Genomic DNA, 26,054 nt, shown 5'->3' with positions numbered 1-26,054 from the left:
CAGCAACTGAAGCGTTCAGTTGCGGCTGGGGCGACAGTTTTCGTCGGCTGCAGATCCCGGCAAGTCAGGCACTGGATCGTAGCCCCCTGGGTGCCAAGGATGGCAGCGGCAGAGGCGGCGGATCCCTAGCCAACCCCCTCGGATGGCCCCATAGCGCCGCACCGCTTCCAGCATGTACTGGGAGCAAGTGGGGTAGTAGCGGCAGGCAGGCGGTAGCAGAGGGGAAATGGCCACCTGGTAGCCTCGGATCAGGGCGATGAGGCTACGGGTCAAGAGATCCGATTGTTCCCGCATGAGCAAACCCTTACCTAACGGCGGCGTTAAACCTTGGCTTACAGGCTACCTAGGTTCTACAAAGCCACTAAGGAAGCCGATGCCGACCGCTGGAGCTCCGACAACAGCAGAGCTGGGTATTCTTTGTAAGGCCAGGCAAAAGCGTGGCGAAAAGCCGCCTCCTGACACCGCTTAAGCTGATCGAAATCGATGATGTCGTGGGTCAGTAGGTTCTCGTACTCAAACGGCAGACGCACATTGTGCAAGCCGGCGTTGTCGGTGCAGATGGCGATATCCACCCCTGCCTCAAAGCAGCGGTCAAAGACCAGTTTAAGGGGCTCCAAGCTGGGCAGCGTACCTGTCTTCAGGTAAGTGGTAGGACAGACCTCCAGGCATTGGCCCCGCCGCGCCAGCTCTGGCAGCAGCTCTGGGTAGTGGAGAGGGATCTGAATGCCATGACCAATCCGCAAGACATAGGGCAACAGCTCTGGATAACAGCCATCCAGCGTCTCATAGAGGTGGGCAGTAGTTTTGAGGCCACGGGCCAGGGCGTACTTGAAGAGCTCAATCCACTCGTCCATCCGCTCGCCGTAGGCCTTATCTCCCCCGGCCAGGTCAATGCCACTGACATACTCCGACTCAGCAGCCGCCTCGACCATGGCGCGGTTGATGTGGCTGGGCAGGCGGGAGTGCAAACACACGATCTGGGTAGTGATGATGGGATATTCTCGCTGCTGGCAGGCCTGCCCCACTATCTCAATGACTTGCCGCATCTGCTTGAGGCGATCGGCCTCGTCCAGCCTAGGATCCGTGCGTAGGTAGGGGGTGTAGCGAATTTCCAGATAGGCCAGGTCTTCAAAGACATAGGCCCCCCGGATCAGGCGGTAGACGAAATAGGGTAAGCTCTCTAGAGTTTGCACCTGCTCCACCAGGGTGTGCAGCTCTAGGTACTCTTCCAGGGTGTTGCGGGGGCGGGTGTAGAACTCCTCAAACTCAGCGTAGTCGGGAAAGCGTTCTGCCAGGGGAGACCCGTGGCGATGCAGGTAGCGCCACAAAATCCTGGGAACAACCGAACCGCCTAGGTGGCGGTGCAACTCCGCATGCAGTGCCATACCTTGAAGCTTCGCCCGGAGCCACCCCTGAGGCAGACTTGGCTTGGTTGTTAAGTACTGTTTCTGCCTATTGTTATCCAGCAGCAGTGGCCTTGTCCAGGCCCAATTGTGCAGGGTTGGCCAACCAGGGATCAGGCAGTGAGGCTTGGGAGGGGCACCGGTTGGAGCATCCCCGGCGACGAAGAGCGAAGGAGCCTTGAGTAAGATAGTCCTGGAGGTTTACTGAGCAGAGATACTGATGAAGGGCTGTTGGCTGTAGCCGACAGCAATCTTCCTGGAAGGGTGTGGCACGAACTTAGCGTAACGAGGTTATCTTCATGGCGCTGCCCAGCTTGCACGAGTTTCCCTGGCTGACCACAGTCATTGTCTATCCGGTGGTGGCCGCCCTCTTCATTCCGGTGATCCCGGCGCCGGCGGGGGATCCCACCACCCGGGCCTATGCCCAAAAGTTGGCGGAGCGGATCCGCTGGTTTGCCCTGTTTGTTGCGGTTACTGACCTGCTCATCCTGCTGGCTGGATTCTATGTGGGCTACGACCCCAGCCAGACGGGCTTGCAACTGCTGGAGCGCTACACCTGGGTGCCCCAAGTGGGCTTGAGCTGGTCAGTTGGGGCCGATGGCCTTTCCATGCCGCTGATCCTGCTCACGGCCTTTGTAACCACCCTCGCCATCTTGGCCGCTTGGCCGGTTACCCTTAAGCCGCGCCTGTTTTACTTTCTCATGTTGGCTATGTACGGCGGCCAGATTGGGGTGTTCGCCGTGCAGGACATGCTGCTGTTTTTCCTGATGTGGGAGCTGGAGCTGATCCCGGTGTATTTGCTCCTCTCCATCTGGGGGGGACCTAACCGCCTCTATGCGGCTACCAAGTTCATTCTCTACACCGCCCTCAGCTCCTTGTTTATCCTGGTGGCGGGCTTGGCTATGGCCTTCTACGGGGATCCCGTCAGCTTTGACATGACGGATTTGGCTAGCAAAAGCTATCCACTGAACTTCCAGTTGCTGCTCTACGGAGCTTTCCTCATTGCCTATGGGGTGAAGTTGCCCATTTTCCCCTTGCACACCTGGCTGCCCGATGCCCACGGCGAAGCCACGGCACCCGTTCACATGTTGCTGGCCGGGATCCTGCTCAAGATGGGGGGCTATGCCCTGATGCGCATGAACGCGGGCATGCTGCCGGATGCCCACCTTTACTTTGCACCCGTCTTGATCGTGCTGGGGGTGGTGAACATCATCTTTGCTGCCCTCACTTCCTTTGCCCAGCGCAACTTGAAGCGGAAGATCGCTTACTCCTCCATCAGCCACATGGGCTTCGTCCTCATCGGCATCGGATCCCTAACGGAGATCGGCATGAGTGGCGCCATGCTGCAGATGATCTCCCACGGGCTCATTGGGGCCAGCCTCTTCTTCTTGGTGGGGGCCACCTACGACCGCACTCATACCCTGGAGCTGGAGGAAATGGGCGGCGTTGGCTTAAAGATGCCCAAGATTTTCTCGATGTTCACCGCCTGCTCGTTGGCCTCTCTGGCGCTGCCCGGCATGAGCGGCTTTGTGGCTGAGCTGATGGTCTTTGTCGGCATGGCTACCAGCGATGCCTACTCCCTTCCCTTCCGGCTGGTGGTAGTTTTCCTAGCCGCCGTTGGGGTGATTCTGACTCCCATCTACCTGCTGTCGATGCTGCGCCAGATCTTCTTTGGCCCGGAAAACAAAGAGCTCACCGAACACGAAGAATTGGTGGATGCCGAGCCGCGAGAGGTGTTCATCATCGCCTGTCTGCTCATCCCTGTCATCGGCATTGGGCTTTACCCCAAGCTGGTAACTAGCCTCTACGACCAGTCCACGAATGCCTTGGTGGCCCTGCTGCGGCAGGAACTGCCCCAGGCCAGTGGGACAGTTGCCCAAGCTCCTGCTCTCTCCAACAGCCGTTGAAGGAGGTAGCTGCCTTTTGCCAGCCTAAACCTGCAGCCAGCCAAACAATGTCTCGATGCTCAGTTGGATCCCTTGGGCAAAGGCGGGAACGGGGATAACCTCTTGGGGATCCTCATGCACTGTCGGCTGTTGCCCGGCAGGGTAGACAAAAACAACCCTTTCTTCGGGAGCTACGATCCACCCCATTTGGCAGCCGTGGGCCAAGCCGATCAAGATTTTTTTGACCAGCTTCACTTGGTTTTGATCGGGAGAGAGGATCTCGATCGCCCAATCAGGGCAGAAAGGTATGAGGTTTTGAATAGTGCCGTCTTCATCCACAGGAATCCGCTCCCAGACGATCACAGAAATGTCGGGCACAATTGCATATCCGGCGAAGGTGCAGCGTAGCTCTGGAAAGGCCATCCCTAGTTGAGGAGGCTCCAACAGCTCGTTGATGAAGCTGCCCAGTTTTAGTTGGAGACGTCTATGTTTTGCTTGTGGTATCGGTTTTTGGGTAATTTCTCCTTCCATGAACTCGCTAGGAGGCTCAGTTTCCGGCTGGTGTAGAAACTCCTCCAGAGTTAAAGACTTGGCAGGTAGACTGACCATGCTTTTTTCCTCGCAAGTTGCCTTTGGAATCTGACAGTCAGAGCTACAGATCTAAGTCTGGGTAGTGCTGCTGCTGGCGGTCATAGGGGCTTTTGCCAGCAAACAGCCCCATCAAGGGCCCCAAGATGAGACCAAACACAAAACCTCCGGCATGGGCCCAGTAGGCGATCCCTCCCCCCTCCATGCCAATATTGATAGGAGTCTGCAGGCTAGCAATGCCATAAAATGCCTGTTGCACAAACCAAAAGCCCAAAAACACCCAGGCGGGAACATAGACGGTTGTGGTAAAAAGGCCCAGGGGCACCAAAGTCAGGATCTCAGCCTGGGGAAACCGCAGGATGTAGGCTCCCAACACCCCCGCAATAGCCCCACTTGCCCCCAGCGAAGGGATGGCGGACTCCATATCGAAAAACCACTGAGTTAGGGCGGCCAAGGCTCCACAAGTTAGGTAAAAAATGAGGTAGCGCACATGGCCCAGGCGATCCTCGACGTTGTTGCCGAAGACCCACAAAAAGAGCATGTTGCCGCCAAGATGCAGGAAGCCCCCATGCAAAAATTGTGAGGTGAATAGAGTTACCCATTCGGGGCGCAGCGAAGAGGTGATCTCGCCTCGGAAGCTGGCCGTTAGTTCCGCTGGCACCACTGCCCACTCTCGGAAAAAGGCCACCAGTTCTTGCGGGGATAGGGTAAGCTCATACACAAAAACCAGGATGTTGATGAGGACCAGGGCATAGGTAACATAGGCCGGGCGGGTAGTGGGGTTGCGATCTTGGAGGGGTACCACGGTTAGAATCCGGTTGACATCGCCCTCTAGCCTAGCTCGATATGTCTTCCCCGACCCAGCTTGAGGCTACCCTAGGGTAGCTGGCTGGTAGGATCCCTAGACGGCAGGGGTGTGCTTGCTGTCCCTCACAGCTGACAGTGGATTTGAGGAGAGGATTGATGTCTGAGGTTGAGAGCCGAACTGCCCCGCTTAAGTTTTTGGTGGTCGAGGATCATCCCGAGGTCGCCCAAAACAATTGCGAGTGGCTACAGCGGATTGCAGCCGATGCCCAGTGCATTGCTGTTTCCAATCCGATGGACGCCATCCGGCGGTTGCAGCGGGAGCAGCCAGACCTGGTGGTGGTCGACTTGCTCTACGGTCAAACCAGCGGCGAGCAGTCTGCTGAGCCGGGCCTAGAGTTGTTGCGCCATATTTTCGAGAACTACCCCACCCTGAACGTGATGGTTTATTCCAGCGAGCCCCTGCTGCTAACTCCCCTGGTGGGCCTAATCAGCAAGCACCAGGGCGGATTTGCCGCCGTCAACAAAATGGAGCGGCGCAGCGTCTTCCTGGAAGGGGCCAAAAGTGCTCTCAACGGGGAATTGCGCATGCCGCGAGAGTTGCGCGGCCTAACGAAGTTGACGGAGCGGGAAATTGAAGTCTTAAACTTACTCTGCAAGGAGGCCCTTACTGACCAGGCCATTGCTGACCGCATCCACACGAGCAAAAAGACCGTACAAAACTGTATTCAAAGACTCAAAGAAAAGCTTGATATCTTTGGGTCGGAAGATGAGATCAATGCTCGCGTTGCCATGTGCATGGCGGCAGTCCAGAGAAAGCTTATCCAGTGGTAGTTGTTTAGCCTCGAGTGAGGGTAGACAAAGAAGGCAGAATGTCTTCTCGAAAGGGGACCTCGTTCTGATTGACTCTCTCCAGCTCGGCCAACACGAGGGGATTGACGCGGTTTAAATAGGGCACCAAAACCTGCCCTAGCCGTGGACGATAGAAGCGGTGGTAGCTATACACTGGTGTAGCTGGGAATCCCCGTCGGATTTTATGGGATCCCCCGGCTCCGGGATCGAAGTTGCGGATCCCCTCCCGGATGGCCAGGGCAATGGGCTCGTAGTAGCACACGTTAAAGTGCAAGAACTTCACCTCTTCCCGGCAGCCCCAGTAGCGCCCAAAGAGGCGATCCCCTTTGCGGACACAAAAAGACATTCCTATCACTTCTGAATCTCGCTCTCCGGCTACTAGCACCAGTCGCTGCCGGTAGTTGGGATAGAGGGATTCAAAAAAGCGGCGGTTAAGGTATTTGCTCCAGTTCCAAAACTGAGCGCAGGTGTTGCTGTAGAAGTCGTACATGAGAGAAAGTAGACGCGGCGTGATTTCCTCACCGGTGTAGACCTTGAGTTCTATGCCGCTTTTTTCCATGGCGGCCCGCTCTCGCTTGATATTGCGCCGCTGGTTGGCGTTGAACTGGCTCAAAAAGTCTTCGTAAGAGCGGTAGCCAGGATTGTGCCACTGGTAGTTGTGGGTAATTCGGGGGGTGAATCCGTCGGCTTCTAGCTGGGATCGCCACTCCAAATCCACGTAGAGCAGGCTGAACACGGAAATATCGTTATCTTGGCAGAAGCGATCGATGGCGGCCAACATCAAGGGCCACACCTCTGCCTCTGAGTAGTCGGGGTGGACAAGAGGGCGATAGCCGGTGGCCGGCGTAAAGGGAGCCATGCCGATGAGCTTAGGGTAGTAGCGTTCCCCCAGTCGGGCGGCCACAGCAGCCCACTCCTGGTCGAAGACAAATTCTCCCTGGCTGTGGCTTTTCAAATACAAGGGAGCCGCCGCAATCAGCTGTCCCCCCGCCTCCACAAGCAGGTGACAAGGCAGCCAACCCGTGTTGCGGCCGGCACAGCCGGAAGCCTCTAAGCTGTATAGCCACTCGTATTCCAAAAAGGGAGAGGTGCGCTCCGTTTGCAGAGCGTGCCAACTAGAGGCAGGGATCTGGCGGATATCGTGACACCAGCGCACTTGCAAGCCCGTTGACATTGACCTGCTCTGCTTTTTGGGCAACTTCAAGAACTCTTGGAAAAGAGATCCTTGAGGGCAGTGCGGGCAGCCAAGTGCTTGCAGGCGGACTCGAGGATCTCGGCTTCCCGCCGCAGCCGAGCTTCAGTGCTGACCATTTCCAATAGCGCCTGCTGATCGCGAGGGGCTCCATGGAAGTGGCTAGCAACCCAGTAGGATAGCTCTACAGGGTCGGTGGGCAACGAGTCTGGCAGTGCCGCCTCCCGTTCCATCAGCTTGCTGGAGAGGCGCACCACCTCTTGGAGCAGAGTAGAAACCTGAGCGACCAAGTCTTGAAGATCGCCCTGGGGGGGCTCGTCCTCAATCCACTCCACCAGCCCAATCCGGAAAGGCTTTTCCCGCACGTAGTCCAGCACGCGGAAGCGCTGCCGTCCCACGGTCATAATATCCATGCGGTCGTCCGGCAGCCTTTGCACCTGCACCACCTCTGCACAGCAGCCCACTTGGACAGGGGATCCCTTTTGGGGATCGAACATCAGCACCCCAAAGCGCCGATCCGTCTCCAGGATGGTGTTGAGCATCATGCGATAGCGGTACTCAAAAATGTGCAGCGGCAGGGGACGGCCTGGAAACAACACCACCTCTGGCAAGGGAAATAGGGGCAGCTCGCAAACATCCACAGAAGAGGAAGGCATAAGGCTTTTGTATTTTGCGCTCCTGAGTCTAGTTTAGCGATCCCGAAAAAGCCCTAGGCAAAGCGGTGGTGCCAGAGGGTGATGGCAAGGGCTAGGGCATCGGCAGCGTCGTCGGGACGGGGTAAGCAGGGCAGGTTGAGCTCGCGGGCCACGGCAGCCTGTACGGCCTGTTTGTCGGCGCGGCCATAGCCTGTTAGGCTTTGCTTCACCTGGGCGGGGGTAAACTCCACCGGCACTAGCTGATGCTGGGCCAAGACGAGCAAAATCACCCCCCGCGCCTGGGCAATGGGGATGGTGTTGCTCATCTTGTAGAAAAAGAGCTTTTCCAGGGCCACCTGGTGAGGCTGCAGCTGCCGCAGGAGCTCCCTCAAATCCTCGTAGAGAATCTGCAGCCGTTCGTGGATGGGCTGCTCCCCGGGCGTGCTGATGATGCCGTAGTCCAGAGACTGGAGACCATCGGATCTGGCCAGAATGCAGCCAAAGCCCACCGTCCCCAAGCCGGGGTCGAGGCCGAGGATGCGCTGCTCGGGAAGGTTGTCAGGCCAGGGAGTCCTTTGCGGGGGAAGAGGTTGCGGCGGCATGGTTGCTGCGCAAGTAGATTAGCCCCGAAATCAGGGTAAGGGCCACCGCCACCCAAAAACAGGGGATCCCACCCGGCCAATTGAGGATGAGCAGGGCAATGGCCAGGATTTGGACTGCCGTCTTGGCTTTGCCCCAGAAATTGGCGCTGTGAACCTGACTTTGGTTGGCCCGCCAGCCAGCGATGGCTAGCTCTCGCCCCACCAACAGGAAAGCCCCCCAGGCCGGGATCCGCCCCAGCTCCACCAGGCCCAGCAGCGGCGCCAGCACCAGCAGCTTATCCACCAAGGGATCCAAAACCTTGCCGAGGTCGGTGACCAGCCCGTAGCGGCGGGCCAGGTAGCCATCCAGCCAATCGGTTGCCGCTGCCCCTAGAAACGCCCAGAGGGCCAGTCTTTCCCCCTCTGGGGATCTCAGGCTCAGTCCCCCCAGGATGAAGGGGATCCCTACTAGGCGCAACAGGGTAAAAGCCGTGGGCAGGTTTAGCCACGCCGGTTTGCCAAAGGGAGCTGGGGGGGTCTGGCTCATTGTTTTCCTCTTTAGCTAGCGATAGCGGCCCAAGCGCTCAGTGAGCAGGCGGTAGAACCCTTCTGCATCCACCCCAAAAGCCACCTGCACGTTGGCCGGGCGACCGCTGAGGCCCCAGCGATCCACCACCGTCCGGCCCAGGTTGAGCGGGCTGACGGTATCCACCTCTACATAGCAGGGTTTGAGCTCAAACAACTGCGGCTGCAGGAGGTAAGCAATGACACAGGGATCGTGCAAGGGCCCTCCTGGCAGGCCGTAGCGCCGGACATCAAACTTGCCGTAGAAGGTAAGCATGTCGGCCACCGTTTGCCCAACGCGAGTGCCCAGGGCGCGGATGCGCTCGATCCGCTCTGGGGTGCTGAGGACTTGTCCGGTAACATTTAGGCCGAGCATGACGACTTCGGGGATCCCGGCACTGAGGACAATCTGGGCGGCGTGGGGATCAGTGAGGATGTTGAACTCGGCAGCCGGCGTGACATTGCCCTCAAAAGCGGATCCTCCCATAAACACCAGCCGCCCGATGCGCTCCACAATCTGGGGCTGCTGCACTAGGGCCACCGCCAGGTTGGTCATCGGGCCCAACAACGCCAAGGTTACGGGCTGCTGCGCCCCCCTAAGGGTCTCCATGAGAAACTGCACCGCGTGCTGGGATCCCAGCGGCATCTGCGGCTCTGGCAAATTGGCCCCGTCGATCCCGCTTTTGCCGTGCACCTCCTCCGCGGTTTCCAGGGGGCGCAACAGCGGGCGGGGACAGCCGGCATAAACTCCCACCTGCGGGCGGCCGGCCAACTCGCAGATCTGCCGGGCGTTGCGGCTAGTCTTCTCCAAAGAGACGTTGCCGGCTACCGTGGTAATGCCCAGCACCTCTAGCTCAGGCGAGGCCAGCGCCAGCAGCAGGGCTACAGCGTCGTCTTGGCCAGGGTCACAGTCGATAATCAAAGGCAGCATGGGGCACCCCCAGTGTAGGCTTCTTGAGCGCGAGGCAGATTCCAGGCAGTTTAGGAAGTTTAAGATTAGAGACAGTTCTTATCGTTATATCCTGTTGGAGACCAGCGCCTATCCGCTGCACGTTTGCTTTTTGCTCGCCTGGGAGCCGGCTGGAGGAAAGCAGCTGGCGCTAGAGGTTTTGCTGCCGCCAGACCGTTTTGTAACTGAGGTTTTCCAGGATCCCCAGACTCTCCTGGAAGCCCTGCAACAGGAAGAAAGCCATCCAGACTGCCTGGTGCTCTTGGTAGCCCTGGAGCGGCTACCCACGCTGGAGGCGCTAGGCCAACAGCTCTGCAAGCAGGGGCTGCTGTTGCCAGCCGTGGTGGCTATGGTTGCAGAGGCGGCCGAGCTCCAACCAGAAAAAGCTGCCAGCCTCTCCGCCGCGCCTCCCCTTTCTCCAGAGGCCAGAGCTTTGCTGAAGCGAGAGCAATTTTTCTACCACAACGCTACCCTGGTTCGCCTTGTCTCGCCCCAAGAGCTGCTTTGCCCCCCGACCCCGACTTCCCCTTCCACCTTGGAGCTGCTTGTTAGTCGGGCCATTGCCTTCTTTCTCCAGGTTTCTCCCATCTGCAGCTTGCCCCCAGCCCTCCCCCACCCTGAGGACAGTTACCGGCAACAGCAGCGGCTGGCAGAAAAGCTGCGGGAGCGGCTGGGCTATGCCGGGGTGTACTACCATCGGGATCCAGCCCTGTTTTATCGCCACCTGCCCCCTGAGGAGCAACAGGCCCTCATGCGGCGGCTGCGCAATCTTTACCAGGCCATTGTCTTGGACTATTTCCAATCTCCTGAGACGGTCAATGCCCGCATTGACGAGCTGGTGGCGCTTGCCTTTTTTGCCGACATCAGTGCTGCCCAACTCTTGGAGCTGCACATGAACCTGATGGAGGATTTTGCCAAACAACTGAAGCTGGAGGGTCGCAGCGAAGAGATCCTGCTGGATTACCGCCTCACCCTCATCGACGTGATGGCTCACCTCAGTGAAATGTACCGCCGCTCCCTTCCCAAACCTGCTCCAAGAGATCCCTAGCCATGTCCAGTCGCAAAGCCTATGTCCTCAAGCTCTATGTGGCGGGCAATACGCCCAGTTCTCTGCGCGCCCTCAACACCTTGCAAGAGATCCTAGAAAAGGAGTTCGGCGGCGTCTACAGCCTGAAGGTAATCGATGTCTTGAAGAGCCCGCAACTGGCAGAGGAGGATAAGATCTTGGCGACACCAACCCTGACCAAGGTTTTGCCGCCGCCGGTACGGAAGATCATTGGCGACTTGTCCAACCGCGAGAAGGTGCTCATCGGCCTAGATCTACTCTGCAAAGAAGCGGACGAAGAGGATTAAGAGGAGAGAGAGCAGGATGAGCCAGCCATTGGAACCTTCTGGGCCGGAAAACCTGCAGGAGAATGCTGCCGAGGAGATCCTTAGCCGCCGCAACGGCAGCCCAGAGCTGCGCGGGATCCCCAAGAAGCAAACGGGCATCGAAGGTTTTGAAGACATCAGCCACGGCGGCCTGCCCCTGGGGCGCGCCACCCTGGTCAGCGGCACCTCGGGTACGGGCAAGACCCTGTTTGCCTTGCAATTTATCTACAACGGCATCGTCAAGTACCAAGAGCCGGGAATCTTCGTTACCTTTGAGGAAACCCCTGCCGACATTATCCGCAACGCCTCCAGCTTTGGCTGGGATCTGCAGGCCCTCATCGACAAAGGTCAGCTCTTTATCTTGGATGCTTCTCCAGACCCGGAGGGCTACGAGGTCAGCGGCAACTTCGATTTGTCTGGCCTCATCGAACGCATCCAGTACGCCATTCGCAAATACAAGGCCAAGCGGGTTGCCATCGACTCGGTGACCGCCATCTTTCAGCAGTACGACCCTGCCGGCGTGGTGCGGCGGGAGCTCTTCCGCTTGACGGCCCGCCTCAAGCAGGCCAACGTCACCACCGTCATGACCACGGAGCGCACGGACGAGTACGGCCCAATTGCTCGCTACGGGGTGGAGGAATTTGTCTCCGACAACGTGGTAATCCTGCGCAACATCCTGGAAGGAGAAAAACGGCGGCGCACCATCGAGATCTTGAAGCTGCGCGGCACCACCCACATGAAGGGCGAATATCCCTTTACCATCACCAACGAGGGGATCAGCATCTTCCCCTTGGGGGCGATGCAACTTACTCAGCGCTCTTCCAATGTGCGCATCTCTTCTGGAATTGAGAAGCTGGACGAAATGTGTGGCGGTGGCTTCTTCAAGGACTCAATTATCCTGGCCACCGGCGCCACGGGAACTGGCAAGACTTCGCTAGTGAGCAAGTTCCTCGAGCGGGGCTGCCTGAATGGGGAGCGCTGCCTTCTCTTTGCCTATGAAGAGTCGCGGGCGCAGCTTGCCCGCAATGCCTCTTCCTGGGGCATCGACCTAGAGGGGTTTGAACGGCAGGGCCTCCTCAAGATCATCTGCGCCTACCCCGAGTCTGCTGGTCTGGAAGACCATCTGCAGCGGATCAAAGCGGAGATGATGGCCTTCAAACCTTCCCGCATGGCCATTGACTCCCTCTCGGCGCTGGCGCGGGGCGTAAGCCAAGATGCTTTTCGGCAGTTTGTTATTGGTGTAACTAGCCTAGCCAAGCAGGAGGAGATCACTGGCTTTTTCACCAACACTACTGACCAATTCATGGGATCCCACTCCATCACTGAGTCCCACATCTCCACCATTACCGACACAATTATTCTGCTGCAGTACGTGGAGATTCGGGGCGAGATGGCGCGGGCCCTCAACGTCTTTAAGATGCGGGGATCTTGGCACGACAAGGGCATCCGCGAGTACGTCATCTCCAACTCGGGCATTGAAATTCGCGATTCCTTCCGCGGCTACGAGCGGATTATCAGCGGATCCCCGACCCGAATCAGTGTGGACGAGAGAAGTGAGCTTTCCCGAATTGTGCAAAACCTAGATTAGGTGAAAGGTTCACCAAACGCTGCTCATTCAACCGTAACCGACTTGGCCAAGTTACGCGGCTGATCCACGTCGGCTCCCCGGCGGAGGGCCATGGCATAGGCAAACAACTGCAAGGGGATGACGTTCAAAACCGCTGACAGCAGAGGAGTGGTGCTGGGCACCTCGATGACGTGGTCGGCTTTCTCCCGCACCTGGGTATCTTCCGGGTTAATTAGAGCAATGACCCGCCCGCCCCGCGCCCGCACCTGCTCGATGTTGGAGAGCATTTTTTCGTAGACAGGATCGCGGGTGGCAATGCACACCACTGGCATGCGCTCGTCGATGAGAGCAATGGGGCCGTGCTTCATCTCCCCTGCTGGGTAGCCCTCGGCATGGATGTAGCTCACTTCTTTCATCTTTAGCGCCCCCTCTAGAGCAATGGGGGCATTGACCCAGCGGCCCAGGTAGAGCATGTCGGTGACATGGTGGTACTGTTCCGCCAGGTGGTCGTAGAGGGCGGCGTCTTTCAACAAGAGGCTGATCTTGGCTGGCAGCTCGATCAAAGCTTGCAGGTGGGAGCGGATCTGGGCTGGGCTGAGGATCCCTTTGGCCTGGGCAAGTTGCAGGGCCAGCAGGTACCCTGCCACCAACATGCCGGTAAAGACCTTGGTGGAAGCCACGGCGATCTCCGGCCCGGCGTGGATGTAGATAACCCCCGCATCCGCCAGGCGGGTGGCCTGGGATCCGATGGCGTTGACGATGGCTAGGGTGGGGATCCCTTGGCTGCGGGCCTCGCTCATGGCTGCCAGCGTATCCACCGTCTCCCCGGATTGAGTAAGAGCCAAAAGCAGGCTGTGGGGACGCAGCACCGGCTGGCGGTAGCGAAACTCGGAAGCGTAGTCCACCTGCACCGGGGTGCGGGCCAGGCTCTCAATGAAGTACTTGAGCACCAGGCAGGCGTGCCAGGCAGTGCCGCAGGCCACAGCGTGGATCTGCTCCACCTGAGCCAGTTGCACTTCTGTCAGGGCCAGCCCCTCCAAGTTCACCCGGCCTGCTTCCAGATCCACCCGCCCCCGCAGCGTCTCGGTGATGGTGCGCGGCTGCTCGTGGATCTCTTTTTGCATGAAGTGCTTGTAGCCGCCCTTGGCCGCCGAGACCGGATCCCAGGCCACTGTAAGGGGGGTTTTGCGCAGCTCCTCGCCGGTAATGCGCTGATAGCGCACGCTGGAGTCGGTGAGGATGGCCATCTCTCCATCTTCCAGAAACACCACCCTGCGGGTGTGGCGGATGATGGCGGGCAGATCTGAGGCCACAAAATTTTCCCCTTCCCCCTCCCCAATCACCACAGCCCCGGCATTGCCCAGGCGGGCGGCCATCAGCCGATCCGGCGCCTCCCGATCCAAAGCCACCACGGCATTTCCTCCCCGCAGCCGTCCCATCACTTTGCCAAAGGCCACCTCAAAGGATCCCAGCTCCTCGACGTAGAGGCCGAGCAGTTGGGCAATGACTTCGGTATCGGTTTGGGAGCGAAAGGTAACCCCTCGCCGCAGCAGCTCTTCCTTTAGCTCCAGGTAGTTCTCCACAATGCCGTTTTGAATAACCACGACGCGCCCCTGGACGTCGCAGTGGGGATGGGCATTTTCTTCGCTAATGCCGCCGTGAGTGGCCCAGCGGGTATGCCCAATCCCCACCTTGGCTGTGGGCATGTTTGTAGTGAGTTTCACCACCAGGTTGTGCAGCTTGCCGGTGGCCCGCACGATCCTCAAGCCTTCTTCTGGATCCACGGTGGCAATGCCTGCGGAGTCATAGCCGCGATACTCCAAGGTGCGTAGGCCCTCCACCAGAATGGGGGCAGCCCACTGAAAGCCCACATAGCCGACAATGCCACACATTCCTCACACCTCAACCCTGGTCAACGGCGCGGCGTCCTATACCCGCAAAGCCTACCCCAGCTTCGGGATCCCTTCAATGGCTTTTGCCGCTGCTAGGGGAGCGGATCTCGGCAGGGATCTTGGCTTCCTCTTGGGGAACCGGCTGCTGCCCCATAGGGGCGAGGGTAAAAGAAACGGGCGCGACTTGGGCAGCAGCGGGCTGAATCCCGTTGTTGGAAGGGGCGCTGGAAACCAAGTTGCTCAGCCCCAACACCAGCTCTCGCAGGGCGCGGCGAAACTGGGGATCCCCGGTAAGCTCGTCGATGTCAGCCGTGATCTTTTGCACGTTCTGAAAGGAGATGCGGGCGGAGTCCAGGGTTTGGCGCAAGGTTGCTAGGGTGCCCGGGTCGCTTAGGGCAGCCGCAAGCTGCCGCAGATCCTCAGTGGCCTTGGCCGTGTTCTCCGCCGTTACTCGTGCCCCTACTAGGATCTGGCGCACCTCCTCCTGCAGTTGCGGATCGGTAAGCAGCGGGCGAACCGCGCTCGACATCGCCTCCAGATCGGCGCTCACCTGCTGGATATTCTCTAGGGCGGCCTGGAGCGAGGCGCGATTTTCTAGAAGCAGGGCCGTGAACTGGTCGGCAGCCTCCTGGAGACTTGTGGCAGTTTGGCTCACTGCTCTAGCCGCCTTGGTAAATTCCAACAAGTCCAGATCTTCCGTGCGCAGGGCTGCCACCCGCTCTTCCAGGGTTTCCGAGAGGTTGGCCACGCTGTCGGCAGCGCGGGTGATCCCTTCTAGGGTGGCGTTAAGGGTGCTAAAAACCTCATCATCGTCAACCCGTGCAAGCAACCGCTCCAGGCGAATCAGCAACTGGCCAAAATCCACCCCCGGTGTGCCCTCCACCACATCGCCATCGCAGATGATTTGGCTGCGGTCGCAATCGGCAGCTAGGGGGGATCCCACTGCCCCCTCGACACTCCCCCTAGGCAAGATGTCCACCACCGTCTCCCCCACCAACCCTGTTTGCTGGGTAATAAACAGAGCATCGCGAGGGATGATCAAGGGCTGGTCGATGGCCACCTGGACCTCCACCTGAGCTGCCTGAGGCACGATGCGCTCCACCCGGCCCACAGCTACCCCCCGCAGCCGCACGCTAGAGCCCTCCGCCAGGCCGGCCACGCCGGGATAGGTAACGGTAAACCGAAAGCCGCGGCTGCCAAAGCGCAGGTTGTAGATCCACAGAAACAGCCCGGCAAAGATCAGAACCCCCGCCAAGATCAACAGGCCCACTGCCCCTTCTCGGATGGCTCGCGAACGCATCACACCTGCCCTGCCACTTGAATTGGCCCTTCTACACTACCGCTGAAGAATTGCCGCACAAAGGGGTTGTCGCTCGTCTCAATCTCTTGCACGGATCCCTCCCACTGCACCCGCCCCTGGGCCAAGAGCACAACGCGGTCGGTGGCACGGTAGATGGTGCTGTGCTGGTGGGTTACGACGATGTAGCTCTCGCAAGCTTTTTTCACCTGTTGCAGATCCCGGATGAGGTCTTCGATTACGGTGGAAGCAATGGGATCCAGGCCCGCTGTGGGCTCGTCGTAAAGCAGCAGTTGCGGCTCGTCTTGGGGCAGAGAGGGATCCTCTATGATGGCGCGGGCAAAGCTAGCCCGTTTGCGCATCCCCCCAGAGAGCTCTTCCGGCAGGCTGTTCTCCTTACCCGCCAGCCCCACCGCCTCCAGCTTGGCCGCCACCAGTTCCCGAATGCGGGCTCGCGGCAGCCGCGAGTGCTCGTAGAGCAAAAAACCGACGTTTTCCTCCACCGTTAGGGAGTCGAATAGAGCCGCTTGCTGAAATACCATGCCCAGCCGCAAAGGAGGAGTGCGGTGGCCGGCCTGAATCTCTGGCAAAGGAATACCGCACCAGAGCACTTCGCCAGCGTCGGGCTCCGTTAGGCCCGCGATGATGCGCAACAGGGTCGACTTGCCAGTACCGGAAGGCCCCACCAGTCCTAGGGCATCGCCCCGGTACACTTTGAGGTCAATCCGATCCAGCACCACCGTAGCCCCAAAGCGCTTAGAGACCTGCCGCAGCTCTACCAGAGGGATCGGCTCGTCTACCTTGGCTGGAGAGTGTCCACCCTCTACCCCTGCTGGGGGCTTCTGGTGGTTGTCCTTGCTTGTGGCAATGGCTTGCTGGCAGCACTTTGTCCACCACTTCCGGCAAAACTGCGGAATCAGGGTACGTTCCTCCGGTGGCTTGCCTCCACTGCTAGTCTACAAGGCCCTTCCCCTGCCCGGACAACCTGCTGGCGATTTAGTCCAACTGTAGCTCGGCGGCAGACTCCACTTCAGCAAGAGCGGCTAAGCTGGCAGGGATCTCCTCTGTTAAACGGGGCAGAGCCGAATCTGGCTGGGCCACGGCTGGGGGAGAAGGACTGCGGCGCTGGGAGAAGCCCCAGACAAACACAGGGAACACAGCCACCACCATTCCCCAGTCCGGGATCTCGATCTGGGGGAAGAACACCTCCAGCAGCATGAGGCTTCCCACTAGGGCGATGATGGCAAAGGCAGCATCTTCCAGGCGGGAAAACTCATCCAGCCAGCGCAAGAACAAAGAGGCCATGTAGCGCATCAGGGTAATGCCGAGGATGCCGCCAAGGATGATCACCCACGCCTTGCGGGAGACGGCCACGGAAGCAGCAATGCTGTCGAAGGAAAACACAAGGTCGGTGAGCTCCACCATGACCAGCGTTTGCCAAAAATTGGCCTGGCGAGTGATGTCCTGTGCTGGGCCTTCTTCTTCCCCGCGAAAATGTTGCCAGGCCAGCCAGAGCAGGTAGCAGGCCCCCAAGAATCGCGCGGGCGGGTACTCGACCAACCACACCGCTGCAAACACGATGGCAATACGAAAGCCATAGGCGCCGACGATGCCCCAGCGCAAAGCCCGGTTCTGCTGCTGGGGGGTGGGCAAATGCTTGACCAAAGCAGCCAAGGCGACAGCGTTATCGGCAGAGAGGGCTGCTTCCAAAAACACCAGAGCCACCACCAAAAAGAGATCCGCCCAACTAAAGGACTGAATTATCCCTTGAACAAGAGCCACAGCGGTGTCTATTGCCTTGATTGACATAGCAGCGAGCTTCCTGTGCTCCGGTCAAAGAGTCGTTCGTCCCGTGCAGCCAACCCCAGACTGCTATCCTACGTCCATAACCCCCCTTTCGGAAGATTTTTGTGGTCGTTGAGGAAGTGCCCCAAGAAGGGTAGCTGGAGAAAGGCTCGACCCCTCAGCTTCCTCCCAGCGGAGAAATTCAAAGCTCCAGCATAGCTATGGCCCGAGTATAGCTTGTCCAGCTCAGGATCGTTTTACATTTCTTAACCTTCCCTATCTCCAGGGGTTGCAGGCGAAGGCAATCGCGTCGCTAGCCGCTGTCCACAGCGCAGGATCTGGCCTGCCAAAATGGCCGCCCCAAAGCCGTTGTCGATGTTCACTACTCCCACTCCCGCCGCACAGGAGTTGAGCATGGTCAGTAGGGCAGCCAAGCCCTGGAAGCTGGCCCCGTAGCCAACGCTGGTGGGCACAGCGATTACCGGACAGTCTGCCAGGCCCGCCACCACGCTGGCCAAGGCTCCCTCCATGCCTGCCACTACAATGAGCACATCGGCTTCCAGAGCGGCGCGGTGGTGCAGCAGGCGGTGGATCCCGGCCACTCCCACATCCCAGAGGCGGTTGACCTGAAACCCGGAGAGCTCGGCGGTGAGAGCGGCCTCTTCAGCCACCGGCACGTCGGCAGTGCCAGCGGAGATCACGCTAATCTGGCCGGGATAGCTATGCACCTTTTGGGGAGGGATCCAGCACAAGCGCGCTACAGGAGAATACTGGGCCTGGGGCAAGCGGCAGCGAACTTGGGCATAGACCGAGGGATCGACGCGGGTGGCCAAAGCTAGGGATCCCTGGCGGTGCAGCCGCTCCAGAATCTGGGCAATCTGCTCGGGAGTTTTGCCCGGCCCCCACACGGCTTCGGGAAAGCCGGTGCGCAGAAGGCGATGGTGATCCACCCGGGCGAAGTCTCCTACCGCCTCAAAAGGCAGGAAGCGACAGGCTTGCAGGGCCTGCTCGGGAGAGAGCTTCCCCTGAGCCACCGCCTGGAACAGTTCCTTCAAGGTTTGGTCAAGCGGCATAGAAGGGGGGTTGGGCAGCTCTACTACGCCAAGGAACCGCGCGGGAAAAACAACACCGGATGCCAACTTTGCCGTAGAATCTCGCCGGTGAGGCTACGGATTGACCACTCCCAAAAGGTCCCCACCCGTGGGGAGGCGGTGGCAATGGCGGTCATGTCCTCCTCAGCAGCGGTGGCTAGGATTTCCTGAAGCGGGGATCCCACCCGCACCAAAGCCCGCAACTGCACCGGTTTTACCTGCTCGACCAGCGGTTCGACTAGCCGGGCCAAGTCGGCCTCGGCCCTGCGCTTGAGCTCTTCTGCCGGCGATCCCTGGTTGCGGCGGGCGCTGGGATCCACCACATAGAGCAGCGTAATGGCCTGACACTGGGAAGTTCCTGGCAGCAGTTGGCCAAGACGGCTGAGGAGCTGCCGGCGGGGCTCCTCAAAGTCAAAAGGCACTAGGAGAGAGCGAAATAGGTGGCGGCTGCGAAGGCGCAATTCTTCCAGAGTAAAGGCGGCGATGAGTTGCGGACGCATCACCATTACCGGGATGGTCAGCTTCGGCAGCAGCTCCAAGGTGGTGCTTCCAAACAGTTTTTCGGTGAGCAGATTGTGGATCCCCATGCCTGTGATTAGCAAGTCGGAGCTGCAGGTTTGGATCCCTCTTAAAATCAGATCCACCGCCTTGCCCGCCTGCACCAAGACTTCGACTTCCAGCCCTGCAGGAACGGCGCTCAACACCTCTTGTAAGCGAGCCTGTTGCGCCTGCACTTTGGGGGTGAGGTCTTCGGGAAGGCCAATGTCGTCGTCCTGCCGGGCAACGCTATGCACAAAAGCAACGCGCTCAATCCCATTCAGGTAAAGCTCTTCTAGGCATTTGCCAAAACGCTGCAGTCCATCGCGGCAATCGGTGGCGATCAACAGGCTTTTGAACATATGGCTTTAGGCAGAGGGGGTAGCCAGCAACAGCGACCTGCCCTAGGGGGGCAATCTCAGGCTAACACCTCGCACCCCGGACCTGTCCTTGAAAGGAGTCCCGATCTACTTCTGCTGCGGCTTTTTCTGCTGCGGCTTTCGCTCACCGATAGGGATCCGCCAAGTTGCGAAACTGGGTGTACTGGCTTTCAAACAAAAGGCGCACCGTGCCCGTGGGGCCGTTGCGGTGTTTGGCAACAATTACCTCCGCAATTCCGCGATCGCTGGTGTTGGGATCGTAGTACTCGGGCCGGTAGATCATCATCACCACGTCGGCATCCTGCTCGATGCTGTTGTGCACCAGCAGGCCGTTGGCCACAAAGTTGTGGTGGCGGGGCATCTCGATGTCGTAAACCGGTTGCGGCTCCCCCGGCTCGCTAATGAAGACGACGGGATCCCAGATCAACCCCTCCTGCACCACCACCGCCACCTCCTCCTCCAGTTGCAGCTCGTCGAGGGTTTTCCAGCCGTCCCGAGTTAGGAAGGGGTGGTTGCCAGTGGCACGAATGGAAAAGTTGAGGCGGGTTTTTAGAAGACATGTGGGCTGCCGCCCACTGCAAAATACCCTCACTGGCTGTTGGGGCACCAGCCGCCCGCGCCCATTGAGGCTAAGCAGGCGCGGCAGTTCTGCTGAAGGCGGCAGGGCTGCCAGTTGCTCCAGCCGCCAGATCTTGCCGCGATCCACGTCCCTCACGCGGGTATCGCCGGCTAGACAACCCGACTCCCGCAAATCTGCCAGTTGCGGACGCTTGTCTGAGCGCGACTCCACTGCCCGGCTGAGCTGAGATAGCACCAGCACCGGCACCATCAGCTCTTTGGCTAGCGCCTTGAGGCCGCGGGTAATGCGCGACAATTCCTGCACCCGGTTGTCGGACTCAGATCCCTGGATGAGCTGCAAGTAGTCGATCAACACCAACCCCAACGTCCCTCCTTGCTCCACCTGCAGACGCCGCGCCTTAGAGCGAATTTCTGTAACCGTGCAGTTGGGCGTGTCGTCGATAAACAAAGGCAGTTGCGACAAAAAGCCAATCGCCTGCCCCAGGCGTTGCCACTCATTCTCGCTGATGCGCCCGGATCGCAGACGGCTACTATCAATGCGCGCCTCGCTGGCCAAGAGCCGCTGCACCAGTTGCTCCCGCGACATCTCCAGGCTGAAGATGGCCACCGGTTGCTTGACGTAGGCAGCCACATTTTGGGCAATGTTAAGAGCCAGGCTGGTCTTTCCCATCGAGGGACGGCCGGCTAGGATGACCAAATCCGACCGCTGCAAGCCCTGGGTCAGGTTGTCGAGGTCAATGAATTTGGTCGGGATCCCAGGGATCTGAGCCCCGCTCTGGAACCTCTCCTCCAACTCTGAGAAGATGTTTACCAAAACTTCCGAGGCTGGAACAAGGCTGCGCTGCACCCGTTCCTGGGTGAGGCTGAACACCTCTTGCTCGGCTCGATCCAGGAGCTGAGGGAGAGGCTGGCTAGTGTCGTAGGCCAGACGCGCCAAGGTGTTGCTGACTTGAATCAGCCGGCGGCGCATGTATTTGTCCACCACCAGACGGGCATACTGGTCGATGTTGACACTGCTAACCGTCTGCTCCACTAGGCGGCGAATTGCCGCCGTTCCTCCCACTCGCTCCAAGAGCTGGTGATCTGCTAACCAGGCAGAAACAGTGGTCAGGTCAGTGGGCTGGCCCTGGCTGTACAACTGCAGAGCAGCCCGGTAGATCTCCTGGTGGGCGGAGAGGTAGAACATCTCAGGCCGCAAGAGCTCCGCCACCCGCGCCATCGCCTCAGGGTCAAGGAGGATGCCGCCCAAGATCTCCTCCTCCGCTTCTATGTTCTGAGGCGGAAGCCGATCCCCACCGGTCAGGTCGTAATCGCTAATCACCACCAGCCAGGGTAGAAAAACCAAGCTTTCCCCGCTCTCCGACTGCTAGGCTGCACACCCTAGCGCAGCGGGCCAAGTGGGCATAGCCGTCTGAACCAGAACCTCTTTTCTACTCAGGCGTGACCTGAATGCGTAGCGTAGCAGTAACCTCGGGGTGTAACTTCACCTGCACCAGGTAAACCCCAGTTTTCCTAATCTCCTCATTGAGCAAGACGTTACGGCGGTCAATATCGAGGCCACTGGTAGCCAGCACCACCTCGGCAATATCGCTGGCAGTTACCTGTCCAAAGAGCAGGTCTTTTTCGCCCACCTTCTTGCGGATGACAAAACGGCCAATCGTCTCCAAAGCCTTTTTGTAGTTTTCCGCCTGTTGCTTCTCAGCCAGCTTGCGGGCTGCTTCCTGCTCCCGCCGCATCTGCTGCTCCTTGAGAAGTCCAGGCGTAAGCCGCACCGCCATCTGCCGCGGGAAAAGGTAGTTGCGGGCATAGCCCGGCCTGACACTCACCACCTCTCCCGGCTTGCCGAGCCCAGGAACCGCCTGGCGCAGCATCACCTGCACATCTTTTGCCATAGGAGGAAGGCACCCACTCTCTTGACAGCCTTCTATTCTAGGCATTCCCCCGACCAATGTCAGCCCAGCCCCAGCCTCCCCCTGGGGTCTCTACCCTGATTAAGCCCGACAGTCGCGACCTCGGCTGCTGGGCCTAGAAATAACCTGAATTTAACCTCTTGTTAACCAAAAAAGGGTTGACCTTACGTTACATTTAACGGCTGAGTTGCAAGGGTTGGGGTCTCAACGAGATCCTGTGCTTTCTTCGGCCCGGTGGACTGAACTCTTGGAGTTAGGTTTCGCAGTTGCAGCTTTTTGACCTGGGCTAGGACACGCTCTTCAGTGGAGAGATCTTCTGTATGTTGATGTCGCATTCCTTGAGTCGTCGTTCTTTCCTCAAGTCCTTGTCGGCAGTTGCTGCTGGTTTTGCGGCAAGTCAGGCCGGCTGGCAGCGAGCGTTTGCCCAGCAGAAGACGATAATCAACGGCGCTGGAGCTACCTTCCCGGCCCCCCTCTACCAAAAGTGGGCCCAAGAATTTGGCAAGAAAAACCCCAACATCCAAGTCAACTACCAATCGGTGGGAAGCGGCGCTGGCCGTCGGCAATTTGTGGCCCGCACTGTCGACTTCGGCGCCACCGATAGCGTGCCGCGTCCTGAGGAGATTAGCCAGGTTGAGGGTGAAGCCAAACCTCCCAAGGGCATGGTGGCCGTGCCTATGGTGGGCGGGGCAGTGGTGGCAGCCTATAACGTCCCCGGCGTAGGTCCTGAAATTCGCCTCTCTCGCCTGGCGCTGGTCAATATCTTCCTGGGCAAGATCAAGAACTGGAACGATCCGCTGCTGGCTGGCCTTAACCCAGGCGTGACTTTCCCAGATCTGCCGATTACTGTTGTGCACCGCTCTGATGGCAGTGGCACCACCGACATCTTTACCACCCACCTCAACGCCATTAGCCCCGAATGGCGGCAAAAAGTGGGCCGTGGCTCTTCCGTGAACTGGCCAACTGGCGTGGGAGCTCGCGGTAACGAAGGCGTTTCTGAACAAATCAAGCAGATTCCTGGCTCAATCGGCTATGTGGAGTACGGCTTTGCTAAGCTCAACAACCTAAATATCGCTCGCCTGGAAAACCGGGCAGGCAAGTTCGTCACCCCCAAAGTTGAGACGGAGCAGGCAGCGCTGGCGAGAATCAAGCTCGACGAGCGGCTGCTGGGGGTTGACCCAGATCCCGCAGGGGAAGACTCCTACCCCATTGTGGGCTACACGTGGATCTTGGCTTACAAAGCCTATCCCAAAGCTGAAACCTCCAAGGCTGTCAAAGAGTTTCTTCGCTACGGCCTCACCGAAGGGCAATCCTTTGCGGAGCCGTTGGGCTATGTGCCCTTGCCAGAGGAAACGCGGAAGAAAGCTCTGGCTGCCCTGGAAAGCATCACTCCGTAGAGGTTTGTACCCCCTACCCAGCAGATGACCACTACCTTTTCGGAGAGCAGTTCTCTATTTCGGCCCCGGCCCGTCTTCCAGCGCTGGCGCGACTGGCTATTTATTTGGGCAACGCGGATCGCCGTCTTTTTCTCGGCTTTCCTACTGTTGTGGATTGCCCTGGAGATTGGGATTCAGGCGCTACCTGCCATTCGGAAGTTCGGGCTGGGCTTTTTCTGGGGCACCACCTGGGATCCTGTTGTGAACAACTACGGTGCTTGGCCCCAGATCTACGGCACACTGGTAACTTCTCTGATTGCTCTGATCGTGGGCGTTCCCTTAAGCTTTGGCATCTCCATCTTTTTGAGCGAGGACTTTTTGCCCAAGCCTTTGCGCACAGCCTTGATCATCGTGGTGGAGCTGCTGGCAGCCATTCCCAGTGTGGTCTACGGCATTTGGGGGTTGTTTATCTTCATCCCCTTCTTCCGCCCTGTACAGATGTTTTTGTTCCAGCACTTCAACTGGCTGCCCATTTTCAGCACACCACCAGTAGGGCCTGGGATGCTGACAGCGGGGGTTGTCTTGGGGATCATGATCATCCCCATCATTACTGCCATCGCCAGGGAAGTGCTGGTGTCCGTTCCGCCAGAGTTGCGGGCGGCTGCCTATGCGATGGGAGCCACTCGCTGGGAAGCCATCTTTGGTGTCGTGCTGCCGGCAGCAATTGGTGGCCTCCTGGGAGCGGTGGTTTTGGGTTTGGGACGCGCCCTAGGGGAGACGATGGCAGTAGCGATGCTGATTGGGAATGCCCGCGGCATTAGCATCTCGCTTCTGGCTCCTGCCAGCAACATCCCAGCCCTATTGGCCAACGAGTTTGCGGAAGCGGGCCCCGAGCAGGTTGCAGCACTTATGTATGTGGCCTTGATTCTGTTAGCCATCACTCTGGTGGTTAACATTGCGGCGGAGCTGATGATACGCCGTGTTAAGTTCGCGCTAACAGCTTCGCGGGAGTAGAGGAACATGACGGCGCAAGTGCAGGCGGTAGAGCAAGGCAATTTGTTTAAGCGCAGAGCGAAGCCCTGGCAGCGCATCTTCTTGGATGTAGGAATGACAGCGCTGACAGCTACCTCCAGCATCTTCGCCATTTTTGTGCTGGCTCTCATCCTCTACTACGTTTTCACCAGGGGCATCGAGCGCCTGAGCTGGCAGACGCTGACCCAGCTTCCCCCTCCTCCGGGCGATCAGGTGGGCGGATTTGGCAATGCGGTGCTGGGGACGATTATTGTGGTGTCGATTGCTATCTCTATCACATTCCCCATTGGTCTATTCGCAGCCATCTATCTCTCGGAGTTTGGCAAAAACAGCCCCGCGGCCTCCTTTCTGCGCTTCATTATCAAGGTGTTGACGGGGGTTCCCTCCATCATTGCCGGGGTGTTTGCCTATGGGGTGCTGGTGCTTTCCACCAAAACCTTCTCGGCCCTTGCCGGCGGGATGGCTCTATCGGTGCTGACCCTGCCTATCATCATTTTGTCCTGTGAAGAGGCGCTGCGCCTGGTGCCGGCCGATACGCGGGCTGCTGCCTATGCGTTGGGGGCTTCGCGAGTGCAGACGGTGTTTCGCGTGGTGTTGCCAGCGGCTCTGCCGGTGATCCTGACGGGGGTGACGTTGGCCATTGCCCGCGCTGCTGGTGAGACGGCGCCCTTGATCTTCACGGCTTTGTTTAGCTTTCTCTGGCCCAGCGGTTTGTTGAAGCCAGTGGCCTCGCTGGCTGTGTTGATCTACAACTTTGCCCTTGTCCCCTTTGAAAACCAGCAGAAGCTTGCCTGGGGAGGGGCTTTGGCTCTGGTGATTTTGGCCCTGATCACCACCGTCAGTTTCCGACTCCTTGTGAGTCGTCGCCAAGAAGCCATCACTATCTAAGCCTTGCAGCGACGTTATCTTTTTCAACACTCCTATGCGCTCTCCACTCTCTGACAAGTCGGGCTCTCCTGAGCAATCCACCCGGTTGGAGGTTGAACTAGAGACGCGGGATCTGAGCGTCTACTACGGCTCCCACCTGGCGGTTAAGCAGGTTTCTCTGAAGATCCCGAAAAATCACATCACAGCCTTCATTGGCCCCTCAGGTTGCGGCAAGAGCACTATTTTGCGCTGCTTCAACCGCATGAATGACTTAATCCCAGGGGCAAGGGTAGAAGGCTCCGTTATCTTCCACGGGAAAAACATCTACGACCCGGATGTGGATCCCTCTGAGGTGCGGCGGCGGGTTGGCCTAGTGTTTCAGAAGCCCAACCCCTTCCCCAAATCCATCTACGACAACATTGCCTTTGGGCCCCGGATTAATGGCTACCAGGGGGATCTGGACGAGCTCGTGGAGCGGGCACTGCGCCAGGCCGTTCTCTGGGATGAGGTGAAAGATAAGTTGAGGATGAGCGCCCTTTCCCTCTCCGGGGGACAACAGCAGCGCCTCTGCATTGCCCGCACCCTGGCCATTCAGCCGGAGGTAATTCTAATGGACGAGCCTTGCTCCTCGCTGGATCCTATTTCTACGCTGCGCATTGAGGAGCTGCTTAAGGAATTGGGCCGTCGCTACACGATCATCATCGTCACCCACAACATGCAGCAGGCAGCTCGCGTGTCCGACTTCACTGCCTTCTTCAACACTGAACTTGACGAGAGAGGGATCCGCTACGGAAGAATGGTAGAGTTTGACCGCACCGAGAAGATCTTCAACTCTCCCGCCAACCGCGAGACGGAAGAGTATGTGAGCGGGCGCTTTGGCTAAGTCGCGGCTGACAGAAGGGATCCCGGTCGTCTA

Annotated in this window: 26 protein-coding genes; 9 read left to right on the top strand and 17 right to left on the bottom strand. The window is 58.8% G+C overall.

The window, feature by feature from the left end; translation table 11 throughout:
- Window positions 1–15: 15 nt before the first annotated feature.
- Both yidD and NW806_RS09670 read right to left on the bottom strand, forming a co-directional pair.
- Entirely contained in the window at window positions 16–294 is a 279-nt protein-coding gene (gene yidD, locus NW806_RS09675) for a membrane protein insertion efficiency factor YidD (RefSeq protein ID WP_414404731.1), read from the bottom strand.
- A 56-nt stretch (window positions 295–350) separates the two neighbouring features.
- The gene (locus NW806_RS09670) at window positions 351–1,385 is read right to left on the bottom strand and encodes an adenosine deaminase (RefSeq protein ID WP_414410936.1); all 1,035 of its coding nucleotides are present in this window, start codon (window positions 1,383–1,385) and stop codon (window positions 351–353) included.
- A gap of 332 nt (window positions 1,386–1,717) precedes the next feature.
- Here NW806_RS09670 and NW806_RS09665 point away from each other — a divergent pair, with 332 nt between their 5' ends.
- Window positions 1,718–3,310 (top strand): NAD(P)H-quinone oxidoreductase subunit 4, encoded by a 1,593-nt coding sequence (locus NW806_RS09665; protein ID WP_414395156.1) that lies wholly within the window; start codon window positions 1,718–1,720, stop codon window positions 3,308–3,310.
- Window positions 3,311–3,334: 24 nt separating this feature from the next.
- Here the strand turns inward: NW806_RS09665 and NW806_RS09660 are convergent, their stop codons facing one another.
- Both NW806_RS09660 and NW806_RS09655 read right to left on the bottom strand, forming a co-directional pair.
- Window positions 3,335–3,898: a Uma2 family endonuclease gene (locus tag NW806_RS09660; protein ID WP_414410935.1), complete on the bottom strand. Its 564-nt coding sequence runs from the start codon at window positions 3,896–3,898 to the stop codon at window positions 3,335–3,337.
- Window positions 3,899–3,941: 43 nt separating this feature from the next.
- The gene (locus tag NW806_RS09655) at window positions 3,942–4,682 is read right to left on the bottom strand and encodes a rhomboid family intramembrane serine protease (RefSeq protein WP_414404733.1); all 741 of its coding nucleotides are present in this window, start codon (window positions 4,680–4,682) and stop codon (window positions 3,942–3,944) included.
- 158 nt (window positions 4,683–4,840) lie between these two features.
- Here NW806_RS09655 and NW806_RS09650 point away from each other — a divergent pair, with 158 nt between their 5' ends.
- Entirely contained in the window at window positions 4,841–5,515 is a 675-nt protein-coding gene (locus tag NW806_RS09650; protein WP_414410934.1) for a response regulator transcription factor, read from the top strand.
- A gap of 4 nt (window positions 5,516–5,519) precedes the next feature.
- Here the strand turns inward: NW806_RS09650 and NW806_RS09645 are convergent, their stop codons facing one another.
- From NW806_RS09645 to NW806_RS09625, 5 genes are read right to left on the bottom strand one after another with little or no spacing between them, the layout of a single operon-like run.
- Complete coding sequence (locus NW806_RS09645) at window positions 5,520–6,707, bottom strand: GNAT family N-acetyltransferase (protein WP_414410933.1); 1,188 nt, start codon at window positions 6,705–6,707, stop codon at window positions 5,520–5,522.
- A 26-nt stretch (window positions 6,708–6,733) separates the two neighbouring features.
- Entirely contained in the window at window positions 6,734–7,381 is a 648-nt protein-coding gene (locus NW806_RS09640) for an LON peptidase substrate-binding domain-containing protein (RefSeq protein ID WP_414395084.1), read from the bottom strand.
- A 53-nt stretch (window positions 7,382–7,434) separates the two neighbouring features.
- The gene (ruvC, locus tag NW806_RS09635; protein WP_414410932.1) at window positions 7,435–7,962 is read right to left on the bottom strand and encodes a crossover junction endodeoxyribonuclease RuvC; all 528 of its coding nucleotides are present in this window, start codon (window positions 7,960–7,962) and stop codon (window positions 7,435–7,437) included.
- Complete coding sequence (gene pgsA, locus NW806_RS09630) at window positions 7,919–8,488, bottom strand: CDP-diacylglycerol--glycerol-3-phosphate 3-phosphatidyltransferase (RefSeq protein ID WP_414410931.1); 570 nt, start codon at window positions 8,486–8,488, stop codon at window positions 7,919–7,921. The genes ruvC and pgsA overlap by 44 nt, the downstream gene beginning before the upstream one ends.
- 15 nt (window positions 8,489–8,503) lie before the next feature.
- Entirely contained in the window at window positions 8,504–9,436 is a 933-nt protein-coding gene (locus tag NW806_RS09625) for a nucleoside hydrolase (RefSeq protein WP_414395089.1), read from the bottom strand.
- A gap of 178 nt (window positions 9,437–9,614) precedes the next feature.
- Between NW806_RS09625 and NW806_RS09620 the strand changes: the two genes are divergently transcribed.
- The 3 genes from NW806_RS09620 to kaiC are packed head-to-tail and all read left to right on the top strand — an operon-like array spanning window position 9,615 to window position 12,413.
- The gene (locus tag NW806_RS09620; protein WP_414410930.1) at window positions 9,615–10,502 is read left to right on the top strand and encodes a circadian clock protein KaiA; all 888 of its coding nucleotides are present in this window, start codon (window positions 9,615–9,617) and stop codon (window positions 10,500–10,502) included.
- A 2-nt stretch (window positions 10,503–10,504) separates the two neighbouring features.
- Window positions 10,505–10,807, top strand: coding sequence for a circadian clock protein KaiB (gene kaiB, locus NW806_RS09615; protein WP_414395092.1), 303 nt, complete (start codon window positions 10,505–10,507; stop codon window positions 10,805–10,807).
- A gap of 16 nt (window positions 10,808–10,823) precedes the next feature.
- Complete coding sequence (gene kaiC, locus NW806_RS09610) at window positions 10,824–12,413, top strand: circadian clock protein KaiC (RefSeq protein WP_414395094.1); 1,590 nt, start codon at window positions 10,824–10,826, stop codon at window positions 12,411–12,413.
- A 23-nt stretch (window positions 12,414–12,436) separates the two neighbouring features.
- On the opposite strand, the gene glmS is transcribed toward kaiC, so the two are convergent.
- The 8 genes from glmS to rplI form a co-directional block, all read right to left on the bottom strand.
- Entirely contained in the window at window positions 12,437–14,284 is a 1,848-nt protein-coding gene (gene glmS, locus NW806_RS09605) for a glutamine--fructose-6-phosphate transaminase (isomerizing) (protein WP_414410929.1), read from the bottom strand.
- A 73-nt stretch (window positions 14,285–14,357) separates the two neighbouring features.
- Window positions 14,358–15,584, bottom strand: coding sequence for an MlaD family protein (locus NW806_RS09600; RefSeq protein ID WP_414410944.1), 1,227 nt, complete (start codon window positions 15,582–15,584; stop codon window positions 14,358–14,360).
- On the bottom strand, window positions 15,584–16,321 hold the full coding sequence (locus NW806_RS09595; RefSeq protein WP_414395097.1) for an ABC transporter ATP-binding protein: 738 nt from the start codon (window positions 16,319–16,321) through the stop codon (window positions 15,584–15,586). The genes NW806_RS09600 and NW806_RS09595 overlap by 1 nt, the downstream gene beginning before the upstream one ends.
- Window positions 16,322–16,577: 256 nt before the next feature.
- Complete coding sequence (locus NW806_RS09590; protein WP_414410928.1) at window positions 16,578–17,390, bottom strand: TerC family protein; 813 nt, start codon at window positions 17,388–17,390, stop codon at window positions 16,578–16,580.
- Between the two features lie 242 nt (window positions 17,391–17,632).
- Entirely contained in the window at window positions 17,633–18,439 is an 807-nt protein-coding gene (larB, locus tag NW806_RS09585) for a nickel pincer cofactor biosynthesis protein LarB (protein WP_414395101.1), read from the bottom strand.
- 23 nt (window positions 18,440–18,462) lie between these two features.
- Complete coding sequence (locus tag NW806_RS09580; protein WP_414404744.1) at window positions 18,463–19,356, bottom strand: universal stress protein; 894 nt, start codon at window positions 19,354–19,356, stop codon at window positions 18,463–18,465.
- Window positions 19,357–19,498: 142 nt separating this feature from the next.
- A complete protein-coding gene (gene dnaB / locus NW806_RS09575; protein WP_011430392.1) occupies window positions 19,499–21,274 on the bottom strand; it encodes a replicative DNA helicase in 1,776 nt (591 codons plus the stop codon).
- Window positions 21,275–21,383: 109 nt separating this feature from the next.
- Window positions 21,384–21,845: a 50S ribosomal protein L9 gene (gene rplI, locus NW806_RS09570; protein WP_414346619.1), complete on the bottom strand. Its 462-nt coding sequence runs from the start codon at window positions 21,843–21,845 to the stop codon at window positions 21,384–21,386.
- A 338-nt stretch (window positions 21,846–22,183) separates the two neighbouring features.
- Here rplI and pstS point away from each other — a divergent pair, with 338 nt between their 5' ends.
- The 4 genes from pstS to pstB are packed head-to-tail and all read left to right on the top strand — an operon-like array spanning window position 22,184 to window position 26,021.
- Complete coding sequence (gene pstS, locus NW806_RS09565) at window positions 22,184–23,260, top strand: phosphate ABC transporter substrate-binding protein PstS (protein WP_414410927.1); 1,077 nt, start codon at window positions 22,184–22,186, stop codon at window positions 23,258–23,260.
- Window positions 23,261–23,284: 24 nt separating this feature from the next.
- Entirely contained in the window at window positions 23,285–24,253 is a 969-nt protein-coding gene (gene pstC, locus NW806_RS09560) for a phosphate ABC transporter permease subunit PstC (RefSeq protein WP_414410926.1), read from the top strand.
- Between the two features lie 6 nt (window positions 24,254–24,259).
- Window positions 24,260–25,159 carry a phosphate ABC transporter permease PstA gene (gene pstA, locus NW806_RS09555; RefSeq protein ID WP_414410925.1) on the top strand — a complete coding sequence of 300 codons (900 nt, stop codon included), beginning with the start codon at window positions 24,260–24,262 and terminating at the stop codon, window positions 25,157–25,159.
- Between the two features lie 34 nt (window positions 25,160–25,193).
- On the top strand, window positions 25,194–26,021 hold the full coding sequence (gene pstB / locus NW806_RS09550) for a phosphate ABC transporter ATP-binding protein PstB (protein WP_414395110.1): 828 nt from the start codon (window positions 25,194–25,196) through the stop codon (window positions 26,019–26,021).
- Window positions 26,022–26,054 lie beyond the last annotated feature (33 nt).

Origin of the sequence: Synechococcus sp. W65.1 (assembly GCF_047461615.1) — a bacterium.
In the GTDB taxonomy this organism is placed as follows: domain Bacteria; phylum Cyanobacteriota; class Cyanobacteriia; order Thermostichales; family Thermostichaceae; genus Thermostichus.
Note: the sequence above shows the minus strand (reverse complement) of the source record. Positions and strands in the feature narration are given on the sequence as shown.